Annotated in this window: 24 protein-coding genes; 6 read left to right on the top strand and 18 right to left on the bottom strand. The window is 43.4% G+C overall.

The window, feature by feature from the left end; translation table 11 throughout:
- Positions 1 to 5: 5 nt before the first annotated feature.
- Both ubiA and HGG78_RS13325 read right to left on the bottom strand, forming a co-directional pair.
- Positions 6 to 860: a 4-hydroxybenzoate octaprenyltransferase gene (gene ubiA / locus HGG78_RS13330; RefSeq protein WP_172533187.1), complete on the bottom strand. Its 855-nt coding sequence runs from the start codon at positions 858 to 860 to the stop codon at positions 6 to 8.
- On the bottom strand, positions 860 to 1,411 hold the full coding sequence (locus HGG78_RS13325; protein WP_171980617.1) for a chorismate lyase: 552 nt from the start codon (positions 1,409 to 1,411) through the stop codon (positions 860 to 862). The genes ubiA and HGG78_RS13325 overlap by 1 nt, the downstream gene beginning before the upstream one ends.
- Before the next feature lie 250 nt (positions 1,412 to 1,661).
- Between HGG78_RS13325 and HGG78_RS13320 the strand changes: the two genes are divergently transcribed.
- A complete protein-coding gene (locus HGG78_RS13320) occupies positions 1,662 to 2,069 on the top strand; it encodes a flagellar basal body-associated protein FliL (RefSeq protein WP_053311435.1) in 408 nt (135 codons plus the stop codon).
- Between the two features lie 50 nt (positions 2,070 to 2,119).
- On the opposite strand, the gene glpG is transcribed toward HGG78_RS13320, so the two are convergent.
- From glpG to ftsY, 6 genes are all read right to left on the bottom strand, one after another.
- Positions 2,120 to 2,953 (bottom strand): rhomboid family intramembrane serine protease GlpG, encoded by an 834-nt coding sequence (gene glpG / locus HGG78_RS13315; protein WP_172533186.1) that lies wholly within the window; start codon positions 2,951 to 2,953, stop codon positions 2,120 to 2,122.
- A 14-nt stretch (positions 2,954 to 2,967) separates the two neighbouring features.
- Positions 2,968 to 3,288 (bottom strand): thiosulfate sulfurtransferase GlpE, encoded by a 321-nt coding sequence (gene glpE, locus HGG78_RS13310; protein WP_053311433.1) that lies wholly within the window; start codon positions 3,286 to 3,288, stop codon positions 2,968 to 2,970.
- A 399-nt stretch (positions 3,289 to 3,687) separates the two neighbouring features.
- Positions 3,688 to 4,545, bottom strand: coding sequence for an RNA polymerase sigma factor RpoH (gene rpoH, locus HGG78_RS13305; RefSeq protein WP_053311432.1), 858 nt, complete (start codon positions 4,543 to 4,545; stop codon positions 3,688 to 3,690).
- Between the two features lie 176 nt (positions 4,546 to 4,721).
- Positions 4,722 to 5,690 (bottom strand): permease-like cell division protein FtsX, encoded by a 969-nt coding sequence (gene ftsX, locus HGG78_RS13300; protein ID WP_172533185.1) that lies wholly within the window; start codon positions 5,688 to 5,690, stop codon positions 4,722 to 4,724.
- Positions 5,680 to 6,354: a cell division ATP-binding protein FtsE gene (gene ftsE, locus HGG78_RS13295; protein WP_053311430.1), complete on the bottom strand. Its 675-nt coding sequence runs from the start codon at positions 6,352 to 6,354 to the stop codon at positions 5,680 to 5,682. The genes ftsX and ftsE overlap by 11 nt, the downstream gene beginning before the upstream one ends.
- A 62-nt stretch (positions 6,355 to 6,416) precedes the next feature.
- A complete protein-coding gene (gene ftsY, locus HGG78_RS13290) occupies positions 6,417 to 7,664 on the bottom strand; it encodes a signal recognition particle-docking protein FtsY (protein WP_172533184.1) in 1,248 nt (415 codons plus the stop codon).
- Between the two features lie 206 nt (positions 7,665 to 7,870).
- On the opposite strand from ftsY, the gene rsmD reads away from it, so the two are divergent.
- Both rsmD and HGG78_RS13280 read left to right on the top strand, forming a co-directional pair.
- Complete coding sequence (gene rsmD / locus HGG78_RS13285) at positions 7,871 to 8,470, top strand: 16S rRNA (guanine(966)-N(2))-methyltransferase RsmD (RefSeq protein WP_172533183.1); 600 nt, start codon at positions 7,871 to 7,873, stop codon at positions 8,468 to 8,470.
- Positions 8,467 to 8,733 (top strand): DUF1145 domain-containing protein, encoded by a 267-nt coding sequence (locus HGG78_RS13280; RefSeq protein ID WP_168523750.1) that lies wholly within the window; start codon positions 8,467 to 8,469, stop codon positions 8,731 to 8,733. The genes rsmD and HGG78_RS13280 overlap by 4 nt, the downstream gene beginning before the upstream one ends.
- Positions 8,734 to 8,819: 86 nt before the next feature.
- Here the strand turns inward: HGG78_RS13280 and HGG78_RS13275 are convergent, their stop codons facing one another.
- The 3 genes from HGG78_RS13275 to HGG78_RS13265 all read right to left on the bottom strand — a co-directional run bounded on the left by HGG78_RS13275 (position 8,820) and on the right by HGG78_RS13265 (position 11,403).
- The gene (locus HGG78_RS13275) at positions 8,820 to 9,407 is read right to left on the bottom strand and encodes a YhgN family NAAT transporter (RefSeq protein ID WP_053311426.1); all 588 of its coding nucleotides are present in this window, start codon (positions 9,405 to 9,407) and stop codon (positions 8,820 to 8,822) included.
- A 91-nt stretch (positions 9,408 to 9,498) separates the two neighbouring features.
- Positions 9,499 to 10,122, bottom strand: a complete 624-nt coding sequence (locus HGG78_RS13270) for a lysoplasmalogenase (RefSeq protein ID WP_172533182.1) — start codon at positions 10,120 to 10,122, stop codon at positions 9,499 to 9,501.
- Positions 10,123 to 11,034: 912 nt separating this feature from the next.
- Positions 11,035 to 11,403 carry a DUF4145 domain-containing protein gene (locus HGG78_RS13265; protein ID WP_172533181.1) on the bottom strand — a complete coding sequence of 123 codons (369 nt, stop codon included), beginning with the start codon at positions 11,401 to 11,403 and terminating at the stop codon, positions 11,035 to 11,037.
- A 218-nt stretch (positions 11,404 to 11,621) separates the two neighbouring features.
- Here HGG78_RS13265 and HGG78_RS13260 point away from each other — a divergent pair, with 218 nt between their 5' ends.
- The gene (locus tag HGG78_RS13260) at positions 11,622 to 11,951 is read left to right on the top strand and encodes a DUF2500 domain-containing protein (protein ID WP_053311423.1); all 330 of its coding nucleotides are present in this window, start codon (positions 11,622 to 11,624) and stop codon (positions 11,949 to 11,951) included.
- On the opposite strand, the gene HGG78_RS13255 is transcribed toward HGG78_RS13260, so the two are convergent.
- The 7 genes from HGG78_RS13255 to rhtB form a co-directional block, all read right to left on the bottom strand.
- A complete protein-coding gene (locus tag HGG78_RS13255; RefSeq protein WP_053311422.1) occupies positions 11,948 to 12,961 on the bottom strand; it encodes an acyltransferase in 1,014 nt (337 codons plus the stop codon). The two genes, HGG78_RS13260 and HGG78_RS13255, sit on opposite strands and share 4 nt — an antisense overlap.
- A gap of 90 nt (positions 12,962 to 13,051) precedes the next feature.
- Positions 13,052 to 14,269, bottom strand: coding sequence for an organoarsenical effux MFS transporter ArsJ (gene arsJ / locus HGG78_RS13250; protein ID WP_172533180.1), 1,218 nt, complete (start codon positions 14,267 to 14,269; stop codon positions 13,052 to 13,054).
- 74 nt (positions 14,270 to 14,343) lie between these two features.
- A complete protein-coding gene (locus tag HGG78_RS13245; protein WP_053311420.1) occupies positions 14,344 to 14,838 on the bottom strand; it encodes a cyclin-dependent kinase inhibitor 3 family protein in 495 nt (164 codons plus the stop codon).
- Positions 14,839 to 14,848: 10 nt separating this feature from the next.
- On the bottom strand, positions 14,849 to 15,850 hold the full coding sequence (locus HGG78_RS13240; RefSeq protein ID WP_172533179.1) for an ArsJ-associated glyceraldehyde-3-phosphate dehydrogenase: 1,002 nt from the start codon (positions 15,848 to 15,850) through the stop codon (positions 14,849 to 14,851).
- A 15-nt stretch (positions 15,851 to 15,865) separates the two neighbouring features.
- On the bottom strand, positions 15,866 to 16,201 hold the full coding sequence (locus HGG78_RS13235) for a metalloregulator ArsR/SmtB family transcription factor (protein WP_053311418.1): 336 nt from the start codon (positions 16,199 to 16,201) through the stop codon (positions 15,866 to 15,868).
- A gap of 93 nt (positions 16,202 to 16,294) precedes the next feature.
- Complete coding sequence (locus HGG78_RS13230) at positions 16,295 to 17,521, bottom strand: EAL and HDOD domain-containing protein (protein WP_172533178.1); 1,227 nt, start codon at positions 17,519 to 17,521, stop codon at positions 16,295 to 16,297.
- 34 nt (positions 17,522 to 17,555) lie between these two features.
- A complete protein-coding gene (gene rhtB / locus HGG78_RS13225) occupies positions 17,556 to 18,173 on the bottom strand; it encodes a homoserine/homoserine lactone efflux protein (RefSeq protein ID WP_172533177.1) in 618 nt (205 codons plus the stop codon).
- A gap of 72 nt (positions 18,174 to 18,245) precedes the next feature.
- Here rhtB and HGG78_RS13220 point away from each other — a divergent pair, with 72 nt between their 5' ends.
- Both HGG78_RS13220 and HGG78_RS13215 read left to right on the top strand, forming a co-directional pair.
- The gene (locus HGG78_RS13220; RefSeq protein ID WP_172533176.1) at positions 18,246 to 19,244 is read left to right on the top strand and encodes an alpha/beta fold hydrolase; all 999 of its coding nucleotides are present in this window, start codon (positions 18,246 to 18,248) and stop codon (positions 19,242 to 19,244) included.
- 138 nt (positions 19,245 to 19,382) lie between these two features.
- On the top strand, positions 19,383 to 20,210 hold the full coding sequence (locus tag HGG78_RS13215) for a Cof-type HAD-IIB family hydrolase (protein WP_172533175.1): 828 nt from the start codon (positions 19,383 to 19,385) through the stop codon (positions 20,208 to 20,210).
- The last annotated feature ends 89 nt before the right edge of the window (positions 20,211 to 20,299 follow it).

Below are 20,299 nucleotides of genomic sequence, written 5' to 3'. Positions count from 1 at the left end.
CACCTCTACCAAAAGGCGATTAGAAGCCCCAAGGTTAATACCATACCAACATGGTTATTATTCAAAAATGCATCAAAGCATAAATCACGATCACGATGACGGATTAAACGTTGCTGATAAACAAACAACGCTGCCGCGGCAAGCACACACCAGTAGAAACTTGCCCCTAGGTGATAGTATCCCCCCAATGCAATCATCATCACTAACACTAGCAATTGTAAAATACCGATGATCATCTTATCAAAACGACCAAACAAAATGGCCGTTGATTTAATGCCAATTTTGATATCATCGTCGCGATCAACCATGGCGTATTGTGTGTCGTATGCCACTGTCCATACCGCATTAATCATAAAAACAAACCACATCACCATCGGCAATTCATTAGCTTGTGCTGCCCATGCCATGGGAATCGACCAGCTAAATGCCAAGGCTAAAACTAACTGAGGAAGATGGGTATAACGCTTCATAAAAGGGTACACAAACGCTAATACTATTCCAGCAAATGAAAGCTGAATCGTCAGCGGATTCATGGTCAGTACTAGCAAAAACGAGGTCACGCCTAATACCAAAAATAGGATAATCGCCTCTTTAGTGCTGACGATCCCTGCGGGTAGTGGCCGCTGTTTGGTTCGTTTGACATGACCATCCACTTTACGATCGGCAAAGTCGTTGATCACGCATCCAGCCGAGCGCATCAACAAAACTCCCAGCACAAAAACCACTAACACATGAAGATCCGGCACTCCTTGCGCAGCAATAATCAATGCCCACAACGTCGGCCAGAGCAGCAATAATGAACCAATTGGACGGTCCATTCGCATTAACTGCCAATAAGCACGGGCCTTAACTAAGGTCATTAGACTCTCTCCTTAGAGTAAATAGGGCAAGACGGTAAAAACAGTTCCGCCACTAACATCGGTTTGTGGTTCATCCATAATCGAGAACGGCGCGCGAGAAATTGCCCCTCAGCCGTTTTAGCCCACCCGACTTGTAATGCATCACGCTTAACGTTTTCAGCGCTAAAAACCGTCAGCCCAAGAGGAATTTTACCTTGACGAGTTAAATCATATTGCTGACCAAGCATGGAAGATTGTGGAATCAAGGTTCGACCCACAACCCATGGTTCGCTATCACCACACAATACCACCTTGCGTAACAAGCATTCTTCTTTCGATAACAAAGCAATTTCATCATCTTGCAAACGCTCTGCTTTTACTATTTTATTGTGCAGTAGCTCGACACCCAATTGCTGGCAATGCTTTTCTAAAACACGAGATAATGAGCCTTGCTCCAAAAGCCAAGACTGAGAAACCTGATCTGGGAAGCAAAAATCGTCAGGTTGCTGCCAAATTACTTCACGTAAAGCAGACAGATAGAGCGAAATTGATTGATTCATACTAGTATTCAATTAGTGGCTTTATCAACATACAATAAAGATCCATTTTGGAGTTAAAATAACCACAGAAAACGCGCTCTCTCAGAAATACTGATTAGGTTAGAAATCAGAAACCCATCCATAAAAAAATGACTGGGTGGAAGAAGCTGACACAGCATATTCCTAACAACGAGATAGGCATTTTGATTACAATTAGATGCTCTATTGTAACAAGACTAAAGCGATTCGAGTATCGTGAACAGAAGAAAGAAAAGATAGAAATATGCTTAAACGTTATGTAGCCCAAATAATTATCGCCATGAGCCTACTTTGTGCCCTACCCAGTAAGGCCGAAGAAGAAGGCGTACCTAAACTCGCTTACTTTACCTTGGAACCGGATCTGACAACGAACTTTTTTACCAAAGGGAAAAAACTTGGTTATATTCAAGTTCGTATCGATGTCATGGTGGCCAATAGTAAAGATTTACCCATCGTTGAACTGCATCAACCTCTTATACGTGATGCCGTAGTCGAGTTACTTGGTAAGCAGACAGAAGAAACCATCAAGTCTCTTGCTGGACGTGAAGACTTAAGAAAGTCACTGGTAGAACAATTAAATGCAGTATTGCTACCAGAAACGGGACGAACCGTTATTGCTGATTTACTGTTTACTAAATACATTTACCAATAAAGCGGCAACAGCCGCTTTATTTTTTCCACTTTGCTCACCGTTGAAAGCAACTAACGAGCGCGATAGCGAGAGGCGTCATTAAGCCCCAAAGCAACACCAGCAACTAACCCTGCTAGGTGAGCACTGTTGGCTATCGCCATGAAAGGTTGTACAAAACCAAGAACTAACCACACTAACATAAAACCGATGAGCGGCTTAGGCATTTGCAAACCAACATTAGGTGCTCTCCAACCGAGCATCCATAAATATCCAACCAACGCATAAACCACACCCGATAAACCACCAAAATTGGCGCCTTCAACCCAGTACTGAGCTGCACCGGATAAGGCGGCTGATAGTAAAAATAACTGGCCTAGTTTGAAAGAGCCCAATTTTTTTTCAATATCCCCACCTAATTGCCACCACCATAACAGGTTAAAAACAATGTGCAGCACTGAGAAATGAAGCAACGCGTGACTAAACCAACGCCAAATTTGCCATTGCTGGCCAGTAACGGCAGGAAAATGTAATGCGGAAAAAACCTCATTAGCCAACCCGAACTGCTGAAGAGTAAAAATCACAAGGCAGACACTCATTATACCCAAAGTTAAAGGGCCTGCTTTTGCTTTAACCATAGCTAACATGCTCGGGGAACGGTATTGAAAATGGTTATTGCGGGTTTCAGCGACATCCCAAGAGGCAGCTTGGTATTTTTTGTTATTCGGATTTTGCAAAAATTGTGTCAGCTCAGCTTCCGTTTCAACTTGGTATTGGTCGTCTAGCAGCCATAATACAAACTGACCACTCCCCTCTGGCATCATTTGGATCTCGATACGTCGAGATGCCATGTAATCAATAAAAGCTTGCGCCATTCTGGGGTTGTTGAGAGTGATCAGCCTTAACATATATTTGTATTGTCCTAGTTGGTTACTATTGGTAAGTTGGCGCGATGCCAAGCTTCAAATCCACCATCAACACTATACACCTGTTCAAAACCTTGGTTAACCAGATACTGCGCAGCTCCTTGGCTACTAATACCGTGGTAACACATCACTAAAACTGGCTGCTCAAATTCAGTATCGTTCATGAAAGCCACCATAGTGTCATTGGTTAAGTGGAAAGCACTTTGGGCATGTGCCACTGTAAACGACTGCGTATCACGAATATCCACCAATTTCGCATTATTTTGTTCAATTAAAGCTTGTGCTCCATGAGCATCAATATGTTGAAATTTATCCATCACTTTCTCTTTCTATCCGCATTGTTTTTAGACACTCATTGTAACCTATACAATATTGATCAAGTACACAGCCTTTATAAGGTTATCCACCACTGAACACTTTATCGCCATTTGTGGATAATCTTGTGGATTACGTTGATAAAGTAGCAAAGTGAAAATTGATCCACAACATGTAGTGATGATCCTTACTTTTCTGTGTGTAACGTAATACATATCCCCAAACATAAAACGCTGTTCAAGCCTTGATTTAAACGACTTGATGACAGCTCGCAAATAATTTTGTCACAGAGTTATCCACAACTCATAACGATAAATTGTGTCACTTATTTTCGATCGGACATAAAAAAACCGAGATCATAAAGATCTCGGCCTTCAAATAACTCTTATCGCGTTAAGAAGTTAGAATTCGCCAACAGCCTCTTTCAACTTCTTCATTGCGTTCTTTTCAAGCTGACGAATACGCTCAGCTGAAACGCCATACTCTTCTGCCAACTCTTGCAGTGTCGCTTTTTGATCATCTAACCAACGCGAACGTACAATATGTTGACTCCGCTCGTCTAAGCTTGCTAATGCTAAACTTAAACGATTATTGGTGTGGTGTTCCCAATTCGCCGCTTCAACATTTTCAGCTAGATCTGAGTGCTTATCTTCAAGATAAAGCATTGGTGCACTGTAAGAAGCACCTGAGTCATCATCGTCAGCCGACATTTCAAATGTCGGATCTTGTGCGGCTAAGCGAGATTCCATTTCACGCACTTCAGCAGGGGCAACCCCTAGCTCACGAGCAACAGTTTCTACTTCACTGTTATTGAACCAACCTAAGCGTTTTTTAGACTTACGTAGGTTAAAGAACAATTTGCGCTGCGCTTTCGTTGTGGCAATTTTCACAATACGCCAATTACGTAGCACGTATTCGTGGATTTCGGCTTTGATCCAATGCACAGCAAATGAAACCAATCTGACCCCGACTTCAGGGTTGAAACGCTTCACCGCTTTCATCAAACCGATATTGCCTTCTTGTACAAGATCAGCCATTGGCAGACCGTAACCAGAATAACCACGAGCAACGTGAACGACGAATCGAAGGTGCGATAAGATCAACCCTTTCGCGGCTTCAATTTCACCTTTGTAATGTAATCGCTCTGCGAGTGACTGCTCCTCTTCCTGCGTCAGCATTGGGTAGCTGTTCACTGAACGAATGTAGCTGTCTAAGCTATCTTGTGAAACGAGAGCCATTGTATACGTTTGGTTTGTCATTCAATTCCTCATCAATATCTGATCTGGAGTAATGGATGTTTTAACCCGCCAATCTTGAACCCAAAATGAACAAGAATCAAGCAGGGGGAAGCTATTATGCATAAACAAATCGTCTATACAAGCCCGCTATGTATGGGCAAGTCATAGTTATTAACCATTTTTTTGACCCCCTTCGACTAAACTGGTTCAATTTCTTTTAAATGGCGCTTAGCAGAAACTTTTGCAGCAATGCAGCCTAAGAAGGTGCCAAGCATAAGTAGTAACAAAGATTCATCCCAACTCAGTCCAATTAGGCGAAAACTGCTGTCATAAAGCAACGCAAGATCTTCCACCGCGCCGTTTAGCAGGACTGTAATGAAAGCGGTTAACAACCAAGCGGCACACGCCCCTAATAAACCAAACCACATCCCTGAGTACAGATAGGGACGTAATATGTATCCATCAGTGGCTCCAATCAGCTTCATAGTTTGGATTTCATCTTTATTGGCCTGTACATTAAAACGCAATGTATTACCAACGATCAAAAATACTGACCCCAACATCAAAACAGATAAGCTAGCAACGATCACGGTCGCTAAAGCACGGATTGCATCTAGTCTTGCAAGCCAATCTTCATCTAAACGCACATCGGTTACGTCTTGCTCAGTCTGTATTTTTTGCGCCAAAGCTTTGATTTGACCTTGCAGCTCAACGTCAGGGGTAATAATCAATACGCCAGGTAAAGCGTAATCATCCAATAAGCTTATTGCCTGTTCAAAACCAGCATATTGGCTAAGGTCAGCCAGCCCTTGCTGCGAAGAAATATACTCAACACTAGCGATATCCGCTAAGCTTTCTAGCTCATCCTTCAACACCATGATCCGAGCTTCTGGTGTGTTTTCTTGTAGGTAAACACTTATTTGTGAAGGGCTAGTTACATTGCTCGCAACAGAGGCAATATTTTTGCTTAATAGGTACATACATGCTGGCATTGCCAAAGCCATTGAAATTACAGCCAAGGTAAGGATATTACCGAGTGGTCGTAGCCATAATGATGAAAATGAGGCTTTAGCTTGCTTAAAATGAACCGTGAAAAAACTATCGGTTTTCACGCGTTTTGGCTCACGCACTTTCGCATTCTTCTTATTGTTTGGCTTAATTGCCATAGTCTTCTACCTCGCTTAAAAATCCTTGATTAAGCTCTAAATGACGGTATTGAGGACGTGTATTCACTAAGCTAATATCGTGTGTTGCCAAAATAATAGAGACACCAGCACGGTTAAATTCTTCAAACAGTTTAAGCACTCGATTAGAAAGTTCGGGATCTAAGTTTCCGGTCGGTTCGTCAGCGAGTAATAATGTTGGGCGGTTAACGACCGCTCTTGCGATACCAACGCGTTGCTGCTCGCCGCCAGAAAGCTGACTCGGCAAGCAACGTGCTTTGTCAAGTAAATCGGTTTTATCCAAGGCAGCCGATACGCGGCGTTTAATCTCACTTTCAGAGATCGATTCAATTCGCATTGGCAACGCCACATTATCAAAGACGGTTCTGTCCATCAGTAAACGATGATCTTGAAACACGATCCCAATATTACGGCGTAAAAATGGAATATCTTGGTTTGGAATGCGCGTGATATCGTGGCCGTTAAAGCTTATCCGCCCATCGGTTGGACGTTCGATAGCACAAATTAGCTTCAGCAAAGTACTTTTCCCTGCGCCCGAATGACCACCTAAAAATGCCATTTCTCCACGACGTAAGTGAAAATCAACTTTTTGCAGTGCCTGACGGCCGCCGCGATACGCTTTGCTCACTTGTTGAAATCTAATCACTCGCTATTCCCCTACCAGTGCCTTATTGGTTAATGAGGTGCTCAAGGAGCACCTTAACGATCTTATTCTTCGCGGCTAAATAGCGCCTCGATAAATTGCTGCGTTTCGAATGGACGCAGATCATCGATCCCTTCTCCAACACCAATGAAGCGAATAGGAATTTCAAACTGGTTCGCTAAGGCAAAAATAACGCCACCCTTTGCGGTGCCATCAAGTTTAGTCAAAGTAATGCCTGTCACCGGAGCCACCTCACTAAATAATTTGGCTTGGCTAATGGCATTCTGCCCAGTCGCGGCATCTAAGGTCAGCATAATTTCGTGCGGAGCGGAATCATCAATTTTCTTCATTACTCGCACAATTTTACGCAACTCTTCCATTAGGTTGCTCTTGTTTTGCAAACGACCCGCGGTATCAGCGATAACCACATCAACACCACGCGCTTTGGCAGCCTCGATCGCATCATAAATAACAGACGCACTATCTGCGCCAGTATGCTGCGCGATGACGGGCACATTATTGCGCTCACCCCACACTTGCAACTGCTCTACCGCAGCGGCGCGGAAAGTGTCTCCCGCAGCCAGCATGACTTTCTTACCTTGTGCTTGAAATTGCTTGGCAAGCTTACCGATGGTCGTCGTTTTACCGACACCATTTACCCCGACCATCAAAATGACATAGGGCGTTTTACTGCTATCAACCACCAACGGCTGCTCGACTTTAGCCAGAATATCTGCCATTTCATCTTTGAGTAAACCATACAGTGCTTCACCGTCTTTTAATGCTTGGCGAGATGCTTTCTCTGTTAGGTTATTAATAATTTTAAGCGTGGTGTCCATACCCACATCGGCGATCAATAACTGCTCTTCTAACTCTTCAAAAAGATCGTCATCAATTTTTTTGCCTTTAAAGAGGCCAAAAAAACCGGCGCCTATATTGGCTTTAGTACGAGTCAAACTACGCTTTAAACGAGCGAAAAAGCTTTCGCTTGGCTTTTCTTGCTCTTGAACTCGAACTTCTGCTTCTGCTTCTGCTTCTGCTTCTGCTTCTGCTTCTGCTTCTGCTTCTGCTTCTGCTTCTGCTTCTGCTTCTGCTTCTGCTTCTGCTTCTGCTTCTGCTAAAACAGTGTCAGACTCATGCATTACCTCAGCAACGACTGTTTCTTCAATTTCTGCTGTTTCTGCATGTTCAACCACTGTTTCTTCAACTACAGATTGATCTTCCGTTTGCTCTTTTGCAGTGGTTGGTTTGCTTGATTCTTCTTCACCAAAACCTAGCCAAGAGAGTAATCCGCGTTTCTTTTTTTCCGTCATCTGGGGATATCCTAGATTTACTAAACTAACTACGACCTTTTTCTTAAACAATTATCTCTCTTAAGAAAAAGAAAAATGACAAAGCAGTGAAAACTTTCCAATTAGCTTGGTAAACTTTGTCATTATTAAAATTCAATGGCTATGCCAACACCCATCTTGGTGGGTAGACTGGACATAGTATCACTTTATTAGCGGTCAAAAAATCTATGGTAAGACGTCGCCAGCAAAACTCATCACAAAATAAGCCATCCACCGGCTTTGTTCGCATTATTAGTGGTTTATGGAGAGGTCGTAAACTGCCAGTTCATGACGCCCAAGGACTTCGCCCAACGACTGATCGCGTCAAAGAGACGCTATTTAATTGGTTGGCACAAGAAGTTCCTGGTGCAAAATGTCTCGATTTATTTGCCGGCTCCGGTGGACTCGGGTTTGAAGCTGCATCCAGACAAGCGGAATCAGTGACACTGATTGAGCTCAATCCGACCGCTTTTAAACAAATTCAGCAAAATATCGCTGCGCTCAGCGCCTCAAACGTGCAAGTGGTGAATAGCGATGCGCTGACGTTTCTGCAACAAGTTGGCACACCTCAACATATCATCTTTATCGACCCTCCATTTCGCCAAGGTTTACTGAATGAAACCGTAACACTTTTGGAGCAAAACGGCTGGCTTGCAGACGATGCAATGATCTATATTGAAACTGAAAAAGAACTTCCTCTTGATGGCATCCCAAACAATTGGCGCCTACACCGTGAAAAAACGGCAGGCCAAGTGAGCTATCGACTCTTTGAAAGGACATCCGAATGAAAGTGTTACTCGTATTAGCAAAAGCGGCCATTGCTTTTGTTTGGTTTATTTTATTACTTAATATTTTTATGCCATTTCCAGGGAAAGCGGCCATTGCGCTTTATATTATGACGGCATTTTTATTCATCATGCATGGCCTGCAAATGCTGATTTTTATTGGCGCATTCGGTGACAAGATAAACATGAGCCGTTGGGAGAAATGGTCAATTCTTGTGTTTGGAGTCTTCTCACTGCTCGATATTCGCCGTAAACACATGATGTAACCCCTCGCTATAAAAAGGAAAAAGCCGCACACTGCTTGCCAGTTGTGCGGCTTTTTTCATTGGTAAGTTTAACGATATTCTTTTTCCTACATACCCATATAGCTTTTCACGCCATTGAGGAACATTTGGGTCGAAATCATTACCAACAGCAGCCCCATTAACCGCTCTACCGCTTTCAGCCCTCGCTCACCTAATACCTTATGGAAGAAGTTATAGAACATAAGAATGAGGAAGGTTCCGCCCCATGCTAGCAGTACCGCGCCAGAGAGCTCTAATAATTTATCGGGATGCTGAGTCGAGAGTAAAAGCAGCGCGGCAATAACAGAAGGCCCTGCAATCATTGGTATTGCCATCGGCACGATAAACGGCTCCTCACCCGCAGCCAAACCGGTGATGCTGCCTGCGCTTGGGAAAATCATCTTAATTGAGATGATAAATAAAATAATACCACCAGAGATGCTCAAGGTTTCAGGTTGCACGTGCAAAAAGCCCATAATGCTTTTCCCAGCAAAGAGAAACAGCATCAAAATAATCAGTGCAAAGAAAAGCTCACGAATTAGGACCACTCGACGGCGCTTTGGATCGAGATGCTTCAATATCGATAGCATGATCGGCAAATTGCCAAGTGGGTCCATGATTAAAAATAGCATGGTTGCAGCCGATAGAATTTCCATCTCGCACAACTCTCATTAGTTCAAAGTTGGCGCAGTATATCAGCCTAATTTACAGATTTCGATGCTAGTCACAGCCAGAGGTGTTTAACGTTTATAAAACCACAGATGCGGTGATCAAAGCTTGAGCCAACAGATAGCTGCCCGAAATTAAATAGCGGCCAAATGGCAGAGGACGACGGTAATCATGAATAGCTAACAAAAGGGCTGACAGTATTAGCACTAAGCTACCCACAAATCCGCACAAAGCCCCTACGGTATGAGCTTGTAACCATAGCTCACCGGAAGCCCACGCCAATTGGATTAACATCAACCCCATAATAGCAACGGGAAAAATTAATGTATCAATTTGAGGAAGCAGTAGAAAAAAGGCAACGATACTGGCTGCAATCAGCAATGCGGGTAACCACCACACCATCACTCCTGAGAGTTGTAACCAAAATGCTTTGCTGTACATCAGTTGCGCTAAAAGAAAGGTGGCAAAACACACTCTTGGGTAGCGCTGTAGTACATGCAAACTATCAGCGAATGCGGATACGCATAAACCGAGACTAATCCATAAAATCGGAGAAGATAACTGGCTTGTTTGGCTCAATAAGATAACAACCAACAGCAACATACTGAATGTTTTAAACATTACCGCTTGTTTTATGTTGTTACTTTCAAGTGCAGAAATACTGATGAATCCTGACAAAGCAACGGAGAGCCAGCTCCACATGTCATTACCCCTTTATGAATCTGCCGCCAGTGTAGGGATGTGGTCGTTGAAGTCCAGCATATGACTACAAAAGTTGGATCTTGATAGCGAATCCACGGATTCACTTCGCGTTGTTTAAAACAGATAAATAATAAGCCCCTGACTAATACTTATCCAACAACATACACTTTTGCAGTCCAGCACCACCCCACCATAGAAAACACTGTTTTTTATTGAATTTAAAAAGAAACACCAACCAAAAAACGCACATATCACTGACCATAATTTTTAAATTAGAAATAAAAAATCAAATAAAAACATATAACTATAAAAAACAAGCCATCATAAAACCACACAACCCAACCAGAAGCAAAATCAAAGCGATAATCATGAGATTAATATCAATAAATACCGTGCTAACCAGATAGCAATACATCCACCACTAAAAAACCATTCATTTTTTCTCAGAAAATGAGAATTCACCAAACTTTGACAGAGCGAGATCCCCCAAGCACCAAAACCAGAAAAAACCATACCAATAACAATAATTCAAACTTTAAAAATCAATCAAAAACAATAAGATAAAAAAACAAAAGGTTAAATAAAACCCAACAAGCACACTATACAACCACTTCAAAAACATAACTAAACATAGCCAATATAGGTCAATACAAGCCACTTTTAGTTATATTTTTAGATACTTCATCAAATTGATGTTGATCAAGCCACTAAAGTAGTGCTATTGTAAAAGACATAAGATGAATTCACTAATTTAAAGGAGCAGTGTTATGATTTCTTCATCTCAAAAACAGGGACTTGTAATGATCGCAGTTATCGTTGGACTAATGACACTGCCGATGATGTACTAAGTACTGAATACAAAAAATGGGGATGCACATGCATCCCCATTTTTTTATCAAATTTTTAACTATCTCATTGTAAATGTTTAGATAAAACTTCCCAATGCATGTAGTAAAACGCCAATGCAGCAAGTGTAATCAGAGTCATCAATGAAATCGCAACACGCCAAATAAAACGGCCACTCCGCGGGGTCAACTCCTTCTCACACTCTCCACAAACATTCAAAAACTCTGTACGATTATCTAATTGGTACCCCTCTTCGTGTACCACCTTATTACGAATTGTCGCAATATAACGCAGCTTACTAATCACATCGTGTGGCAAACGCTCTTCACAACTAGTGATCAACTGGTGAAGGCCTTTACCGTTGGCGTGGTACTGCTCTCTTAGTAAGGTTTCTAATTTACGCGTTCGCAGTACAACTTGTTCAATATCAGACATGACCGCCCTCCTTTGCCAATCATAGTGGAGCTTAACTATCTGTATCATACTTTTTCGAAGGGTTATGACTCATTTTAGTTGGCTAACCTGCCAATAAAGTGTGATATCAGCCGAAAAAAAATTCTCTAAACAATTCTAGATCACGCTTTGCTGAGACTTATAACTCTTTAATATATGTTGCTCGTTAAAATAGTGACTTCATCCCTAAGGAGTGCATCATGCCATTTTTCTTGATCATCACAGTAGCTTTACTGGCCATTGCAGCAGCTTGGGCATTTAACCATTTTTATCGTCGTCACATGCAAGGTGAGAATGCTCCCGAGCGTACAGCCAATGTCACCATAATCGACAAACAATCCATTGCTATCCCCCACCCTCGCCCCGGTGAAGAAGACCAAGAGTTCTGGATTTATGTCCAGAAAGGCAAAATAGGCCCTAAACGAGAATTCCAAGTTGGCGTACATTATTACCATGCATTAAACCCAGGCGACCAAGGGACGCTGACCTATTGCGGTCATAAATTTCTACACTTTGCTCTCAAACGCTAAGGGAGTAGCCAACGCGTTTTAGCCGAACGGGAAACAAGCCAGCTGACAGCGAGTGATCCCGCACCACTGACGATAATCCACAACGGAATAACCCAAGCTGGATGCCCTTGATCCCATCCATATGCCTTCACGGGCCATAAGAAAATCGGATGTAAAATATAAATGCCCAAGCTGTATTGACTGATAAAACTCACCACTTGATTTGTACGGGCAGATAACCCCTCACCAAAATAACGGCACAGCATAAAGACCATGCTGGCAGCTAACACCACATTTAGCGTTTTATAAGAAAGCCAGCGTCCTATCGTATACTCACCAGCCGCAATGCTATGGCTCGTCACCATCCATATCGTCGCAAATAGAGCAATGCCTCCAAGTAGCGTGGCCGTTGCGACCGATAGACGATTTAACGGCACTTTTTGATAAAGGATATAACCTAAAGGCAAGTAACCCGAAAACAACCACAGTTCATGACTCCAGGGGCCATCAATCCCGAACAGGAATAAGGTGGTCGTAAGTAACCATACACCGACCAACGCATACAAGGCTTTATCATCTACTCGTCTCACCAAGACTTGCAGAAATGGAATCACAAAATAGAGCGGAATAAAGTAGTAGAAAAAGCCAAGATGGTAGTAAGTCGCATGCTCAGGGCTATGGATCAATACATCTTTCACCACTTGAGCATTAAACCCGTCAGCACTCCAGCCGGACAAATAAGCGTAAAACAACGACCAAATTAAAAATGGCAGTAACACTTTGCCTAAACGTCGCTTTACATAATATTTCGCATCAAAAGGGCGTCGATCACTGAGCATTAATGCACCGGAAATAAGAATGAATACCGGAACAGCCCAACGGCTAACGCTATTAACAGTAATCGCGGTCAGCCACTGCTCAAAAGGAATATCACCAAATTGCTGACGATAAGGAGCCAGAACATGAATGCCAATAACAGCAACCGCTGCCACACAACGGAGAAGATCAAAAAAAAGGACACGCTGTCTCATAAGCTACTCATTTGAAAAGAAACTTGTCTGACTATAGCAATAAAAATAAAGACGCAGCGAAGCACTGCGTCAAATTTAAGTTAAAAAGTATTAAACCGTTTGTAATGAAGCTTTAGGTAATTTGAAAGAAATTAAGGTCGTGATGGCAAGAAAAGCAAATGATACCCATAAACACGCTGCCAACCCAGCCACTTGAAACACGTAGCCTGAAAGAATAGTGCCAATTAGGCGCCCCATGGCATTGGCCATGTAATAGAATCCAACATCCAGTGACACGCCATCACCTTTGGCATAACTGACAATCAAATAAGAGTGGAGCGAAGAGTTAACCGCAAAAACAGCACCAAACAACATCAGCCCGATGACAATCACCCACTGCGGCTGCCAACCTATTTGTACACAATAGGCAATCAAAGCTGTGATTACGGCAAGTAAACCAACCCACCTGACAGCCGCGCTGCCATCCGGTACTTTTCCTTGCGCTTTTCCTGTTATGCGCGGTGCAATACTTTGTACCATACCGTAACCAATTACCCACGCAGCAAGAAAGCCACCTACCCACAAATGGTCCCAACCAAACACAGTGCCAAGATAAACAGGCAAAGCCACCACAAACCAAACATCACGAGCACCAAATAAGAATAAGCGCGCCGCAGATAAAATATTTACTGAGTCTGATTTAGAAAAAAGCTGGCTAAATTTTGGTTTGTTTTTCGCTTTGCCAAGATCGGTATCGAGTCCAATTAAACTACCAATCAACACCAAACCAAGCATACTAGCCATTAAAATCACTGAATATTGGAAGCCAAACAAAGACAGCAGTACTCCACCAAGGAAGAAACCAACCCCTTTCAACGCATTTTTAGAGCCAGTTAGGATGGCGACCCATTTATATAATGCGCCTTGCTGATCATCAGGCACCAACGTTTTGATGGCACTTTTGGCACTCATTTTATTGAGATCTTTCGCAATGCCTGAGAGTGCTTGCGCCGCCATTACCCACACAATGGTTAACCACTCATTGGGAACCGCCAACATACTCAACGCAACAATCTGCATCAGCAAACCGATGTTCATGGTTTTATTCAAGCCTAAACGTGCTCCTAGCCAACCACCGATCAAGTTAGTCACAACACCAAAAAACTCATAAAACAGAAACAGAGAAGCGATGGCGAGTGTGCCGTAACCCAAGTCGTGAAAATACAGCACCACCAGCATGCGTAAAGCACCATCTGTTAGTGTGAAGTTCCAATAATTAAACGTCACTAAAATGTATTGTCGGATACTTTTTTCCAATGTTGAAAACATAAGATAGCCACTGTAAGCATTGAAAGGAGAGGTTAATGAGCTTTGAGAACATCATAGTCCCAAAGCTCATCATATTAGGCAGATTGAGCAACAGCCTGGATATAGTCACATTGAACTGGCTTGGTAAAAGCCCCCGGACGCAGCACTTGAACACGTTCAATGATCGTATTGATATCCCAACCACGATCTAACAAAAGATGAGCAGCGAGTAACCCAGTTCGACCAGAGCCTCCCATGCAGTGCAGCGCAATTTTTTGCTTGTTGTCCAACAGTGACTGCAATTGTGGTCCAATGCTTGCCCATTGAGAGGCAAAGTCAGCATCAGGGGCACAATCATCTTCAATAGGTAGATGGAACCACTGCATATCAAGCGCTTGGGTCATTTCACCTAACGCTAGCACGCCTTTCTCTTGCATTTCACTAGTATTGATTGCCGTCACAAGCGCGGCTACCCCTTGCGCTTTTAGCTGACGCAGTGATGTTTCCAAGCTTACGCCCTTCGTGCCCGGACATGGTGTAAGGATTAATGCCGCTTCATCAACCGCTAATTCCCAAGTTGGATGTGTCATTTCTAGCTCCCTATACCAAGCCAACATTACGGACCAGCTCTGCGGTGCGCGTTGCGTAGCCCATTTCATTGTCATACCACGCGTAGATCTTCACCATGCGTTTACCTACCACCATCGTTGACAGTGCATCGACAATGGTTGAGCGTTGATCGCCTTTATAGTCAATCGACACTAATGGACGTTCTTCATAACCAAGAATACCTTGCAGTTCACCTTGTGCTGCTACTTTCAGCAGTGCATTGACTTCTTCCGCTGTGGTGTCTCTTTTGACATCAAAGATAATATCGGTCAACGAGGCATTCGCCAGCGGCACACGTACCGCGTGACCATTAATTTTTCCTTCCAGTTCTGGAAATATTTCGACAATGGCAGTCGCGCTGCCTGTGGTAGTCGGAATTAAACTGGTACCACAAGCACGAGCGCGGCGTAAATCTTTATGCGGCGCATCCAAAATAGTTTGTGTGTTGGTTAGGTTATGAATAGTCGTAAATGAAGATTGCTCAATGCCTAGTTGCTCATGAATCACTTTAACAATCGGGGCAATACAATTCGTTGTGCAAGAAGCCGCCGTGACAATACGATGCAGCTGTGGATCAAAAATATGGTCATTGACCCCGACAACAATATTGGCAATACCCTCCTCTTTAACAGGCGCAGAAACGACCACTCGCTTTACTCCCTGCTCAAGATACTGATTCAAAAAAGAGCGGCTACGGTGCACGCCTGTCGCCTCAATAACGACATCACATCCCGACCAATCAACACTGGCAATTTCACGCTCTTGAGTCGTTTTAATGCGTTGACCATTGATGATAATCATCTCTTCTTCTGCACTAACTGCATGCTGCCAACGCCCTTGTACAGAGTCAAATTCGAGCAAATGAGCCAAGGTCTTAGCATCACCAGCGACATCGTTGATCTGTACAAATTCTATTTCTGACCAATCAAACGCGGCGCGCATTGCCAAACGACCGATACGGCCGAATCCATTAATTCCTACTTTAATCGTCATGATTATCTCTCTTGTTCAGGCACATGGCCGCTGAGTTTCTGTCTGTAAACGTTGGCTGTCAGCAGCATATTGCTGCTGCAGACAATTTGAATTTTTAAGTCCTTCAATTACTTTACGCAACCAACCAGGTAATTGATTGGATACTTGGTAATAGACCCACTGCCCATGGCGCTCATCCACCAGCACCCCAGATTGACGAAGTAGGGCTAAGTGGCGTGATATCTTCGGTTGGCTTTGTTGCAGGGCGCCCGTTAACTCGCACACACATAAACGTCCCTCACGGGCAATAAGCAACAAGCACCGCAGGCGGGTTTCATCGGACAACATTTTAAAAAACTGATGAGGCAACATGTTTTAATCTCACACATACGCATATCCATATATATTAGAAATAAAAAAACACGCGTCAAGGCGCGTGCTCTTCATGTCATAAAAAATTCACGTTTAAATTAAGCGATTCACATCTTGGCTCCAACGCAACGCGGCAGACAATTCGTCACTGACAACGCCGAACTCCAAACCAAGCGCATCACAATGCGCTTCCACACCTTGCCAATCGGCTTGTTCAAAGCACTCTTCTAGCGCTAACAGCTCACCAATAGGACCTTCACGCCTTTGCAGGGCTATTTTCACCGCGTCAGAAAGCGGTAATTGTTCAACAAGCTCTTCAATAGAGATATCTAACAGAGCATCCAGTACTGAAAAAAGACCGATCAAAAAAGCCTGTTCACGGTATTCGTATAGCGAGTGATGGCTTGCCATTAACTGACAAAACTGAGCTCGCTGCAACGATAAGTTATACAACTCTTTCGGCTTCTTAGATGAAACGAACGAAGCCACGGCCAATGAAACAAACGTTTTCAACCGGTCTTGACCAAGGTAAACCAGAGCCTGACGAAAAGAGGAAATCGGCATCGAGAGGCGATCCGACATGGTATTAACAAATCTGAGCAGTTTGTATGACAACGCAACATCTTGCGACATAATGCACTCAATTCGCTCAAAATCGACGTCAGGTTTACACACTTCACGAAACAGCTCTAACGCGATAATTTGCTCGGGGCTAACGTAACGCTGCTTAATGATCTGTGGCTTACTGAAAAAATAGCCTTGGAAAAAAGTAAACCCGGCGGAGCGCGTAACATTAAATTCATGCTCCGTTTCTACTCGCTCTGCCAAAAAACGTCGCTTACTTCCCTCTGCAATCCGCTTACGAACAAATTCGCACGCTTCTTCCAAGCCCAGCGCCATAATATCGAGTTTAACGATGTGCACATAAGGTAGGAATCGTTCCCATTCATGCGAATACACAAAATCATCCAACGCCACAATATAACCGCGCTTATAAAGATCTTTAATCACATCCAATAACTCATCACTTGGAGCACAAGTTTCCAACACTTCAACCACGATTTGATCTCTTGGCAAGGTCAGTGGCAGACGACGAATTAAACTCTTATAGGGGAAATTGATGAAACAACGCGATTTGGCAATTGCAGGATTCATCCCAACAGAGAGGAAGTTTTCAACAATCAGACGATAAGTGGCACGATTTGACTCAATATGAGCAGGGAAAGCATTATTTTCTCCGTCTCGAAATAGGAGTTCATAACCAAGCGTGTGTTGCTTCGCGTTGAGAATCGGTTGTCGAGCTACGTAGGTATAATACATCTAACTAACGACGACTTGAGTAAGTAGCAACACGTTAAGACTTCGCCGCAGCAAGTAACGCACCGCACCCAACAAACATTGACCCGAACACTTTATTGATTTTACTCATAACGCGATCAGAACGAATAAAACGTCCCATCTGAGCCGCTAATGAGGTGTAACCCAACATCACAATAGAATCAATCACCACAGTGGTAACACCCAATGCAAGTAGCTGAGTCAGTTGATCTTTGCTTGGGTCAATAAATTGAGGAAAAAGTGCCACTAAAAAGACAATCGATTTGGGATTGGTCAAGTTAATCAATACCGCACGACGCAATAAGGAGCCACTCGACAGTGCTTGTTCGGCAGCACTGGTCACTAAACTGGAATGATCTCGCCATTTTTGGATACCAAGCCAAACCAAATAAGCCACACCAACCCACTTGATGATGCTAAATGCCAACGCTGATTGTGCTACTAACGCACCGATTCCCGCGCCAACCAAAATAATATGGAACGCTAGCCCTATCTGCAAACCAACAATCGCCGCCAGAGATTTGCGAGTACCATAACTAAGCCCGTTGCTAATGGAATTGACTGTGCCCGAACCGGGCGCCAAACTAAACACAATCGCGGTCAGCACATAAGCGAGCCAAACATGAGTATCCATTGCAATTCCTCTCGACTAGACTAATCTAGCGTAAATAAATTATCCCTCGAATCTGTCCAATAAAGAATATCTATGAATCAGACGAGTCCAAACACTCCACCTTATACTCAAGAGTCATCTTTTGAGCAAGTGATCAATACCACGATCGCCGACTTCTGGCATTCTAAAGAAGAAGATTTCATCAAATCTTTTGATAAAACAAAAATTTATTGCTGCAAGTTCACCTCATCCGAGCACTCGAAAGCGATTGTGGTGGTGAACGGTAGAATTGAGTCATGTTGGAAGTATCAAGAGCTGTTTTATGATCTTTTCCAACAAGGGTACGACATTTATTCCTTTGACCATCGTGGCCAAGGGCTTTCTCAACGCCTAATCGACAACCCACAAATGGGCTATGTCGAGGAATTCGATGACTATGTCCAAGACTTGCACCATCTGATCCAATATTTTGATCTTAGCCGTTATTCGCATCGTTTTATTGTGGCTCATTCCATGGGGGGAGCCGTCGCAACACGATATGTGCAAACACATCCCGAACATAATTTCGACGCCATGGCGCTCAGCGCCCCGATGTTTGGCGTCAATATGCCTTGGCAGTTACGCCCAGTGGCAATGCAACTGAGCCAAGTGTTAACAGCAATCTACTCGAAACCAACCTACGCTCCAGGTTATCAGGCTTATACTCCGAAGCCTTTTGAAATGAATCCCTTAACACAAAGTGAAGTGCGCTACCGTTGGTTTAGAGAGCTGTATGAACACAAACCAGAGCTGAAAATCGGTGGCCCAACGACGCGCTGGGTATGGCAAGGATTGATGGCAGCCAAACAATGCCAGTTACTCACTCGACAAGTAAAACTACCGACTTTAATTCTACAAGCTGGGCAAGACACCATAGTCAGTAATGCCGATCAAATTCGCTTTGCGACTAAATTGGCAAAAACCAACCCAGATAGCCAATTAGTTACCATTAATGAGGCTAAACATGAGCTACTTTTTGAGAAAGATAACTACAGAAACCAGGCTCTTGATGCAATATTTGAACTGTTTCAGCAGATAGAAAGCAAAGCCTAAATGGTGGGGGAAATGGGGAAATTTCAATTTGCAGTTTTACCCTCTTTTTCCTCTTTAATATGGCGTAGACTAGGCAACCTAAAGGTTTGTCCATGACCAGAGCGAACAAACCAAAATAACCATGATAATGAGGGTTTTATGACCACCGAACGCAAAGATAACGCTATTCACATTGTCGCTTCCGATCTCGACGGGACTCTGCTTGCCCCAAATCATCAGTTGAGCGACTTTACAAAGCAAACACTGAAAGAGCTGCACCAAAAAGGCTTTACCTTTATCTTTGCAACCGGTCGTCACCACGTGGATGTAGCAGGTATTCGTCAGTTAGCGGGCATCCCCGCTTATATGATCACCTCAAATGGTGCTCGCGTGCATGACCAAAACGACAACTTAATGTACAGCAAGAATGTTCCACAAGATCTCGTTCAAGCGATAATTGACGTTGTTAAACAAGACTCACAAATCTATGTCCATATCTATCGAAATGAATCTTGGCTATTGAATAAAGAAGACGAAACCCTGCGTAATTTCCATAAAGAGAGTGGTTTTAACTATCAAGTATTTGATATAGACCATGCCCCTACCGATGGCATTGCGAAAGTTTTCTTTACACACCCAAGCAAAGATCATGAGCTACTCACTCAATTTGAAGACCGTCTGAACGAAAAATTTGGTGATAAGCTCAACGTTGCTTTCTCAACCCCTTGGTGCTTGGAAGTCATGGCGGCCGAAGTGTCAAAAGGTGATGCGCTTAAAGTGGTAGCTGAATCGCTTGGTTGTACCCTCGACAACTGCATCGCTTTTGGCGACGGCATGAATGATGTCGAAATGCTATCCATGGCAGGCAAAGGGCTAGTGATGAATACATCGCATCCAAAAGTGATGAAAGCACTGCCAAACAATACCGTTATTGGCAGTAACGCTGAAGATGCTGTCGCTCATTATCTGCGTGAACATTTATTCTAATCATCAACGTTTGCATGCTCTCTAGAGTGCGCCGCTTGAAGCCCACAACGCAGTAGCGAATACCAACCAAAACCAAGGTTTTGTTCGCT

Origin of the sequence: Vibrio aestuarianus (assembly GCF_012395185.1) — a bacterium.
Lineage (GTDB): Bacteria > Pseudomonadota > Gammaproteobacteria > Enterobacterales > Vibrionaceae > Vibrio > Vibrio aestuarianus.
The sequence above is the reverse complement of the archived record's forward strand: the minus strand, read 5'-3'. Positions and strand labels throughout refer to the sequence as shown.